The organism is Streptomyces sp. MS191 (genome assembly GCF_008042125.1).
Classification (GTDB): Bacteria; Actinomycetota; Actinomycetes; order Streptomycetales; family Streptomycetaceae; genus Streptomyces.
On sequence record NZ_RDBI01000174.1, the window covers coordinates 1 to 756 of the forward strand.

A 756-nucleotide genomic window follows, 5' to 3' on the forward strand; every position below is an offset into this window, starting at 1 on the left:
GAAGTAGGCGGTCTCGTGGAGGGGGATGGATCCGGCGGTGTCCAGGAGCGCGGTGAGCGCGCGGCGGATCTCGTCGAGGGTGAGCTCGGCCGGCCGGTGCCCGGGCCAGGGGAGCGGGATGCGCAGGTCCTCGCGGCCGCTGCGGGCGAAGGACATCTCGGCCGGCGCGACGAGGTTGTCCCAGACGCCGTTCGCGTTCCCGGGGAAGGGGATGCGCCGCAGGGTGTCGGGGAGGTTGTGGTAGATGCCCGGGATGAACCGGAAGCCGTGCTCGGCGGGGAGCGGGCGCCGTCCGCCGCGGGCGCTGTCCGGCACGTCCATGGAGCGCGCCTTGCCACCCAGCGCCCGGCGTTCGTGGACGGTGACGCGGAAGCCGCGCTCCGCCAGCTCGTGGGCGGCGGTCAGGCCCGCGACGCCGCCGCCGAGCACGGCCACGGACGGGGCGCCGGCCGGTCCGGCCGCGGCGGCCGGCGCGGCCCCGGCGGCGACCGACGCGGTGACGGCGGCTCCGGTGACGGCGGCCGCGCCCGCCATGAGGGTGCGTCGCGAGGTGCCCGTACGGTCCATGCCCAACCCCTTTACCGGAGGTAACCCGACGTTCGGCGCAGGAGCATAGGGCCGCCCCGTCACCCCCGGAAGGCAGCGGCGGGCCCGATTCGCACATGGCGCGATCCCGCCCCCGTGTCCCGGGAGGCCCCACCGGACCACCGGAGTCGACGGGGGCGGGCGGTGCGTCGGGACATGACTCCATTGTCC

1 protein-coding gene is annotated in these 756 nt (G+C 76.5%); it reads right to left on the minus strand.

Features of this window, described 5'->3' with window-relative positions; all coding sequences use genetic code 11:
- The coding region (locus tag EAO71_RS36155; RefSeq protein ID WP_147982037.1) for an FAD-dependent oxidoreductase at positions 1–567 on the minus strand (567 nt) is incomplete at its 3' end.
- Between the last annotated feature and the right edge of the window lie 189 nt (positions 568–756).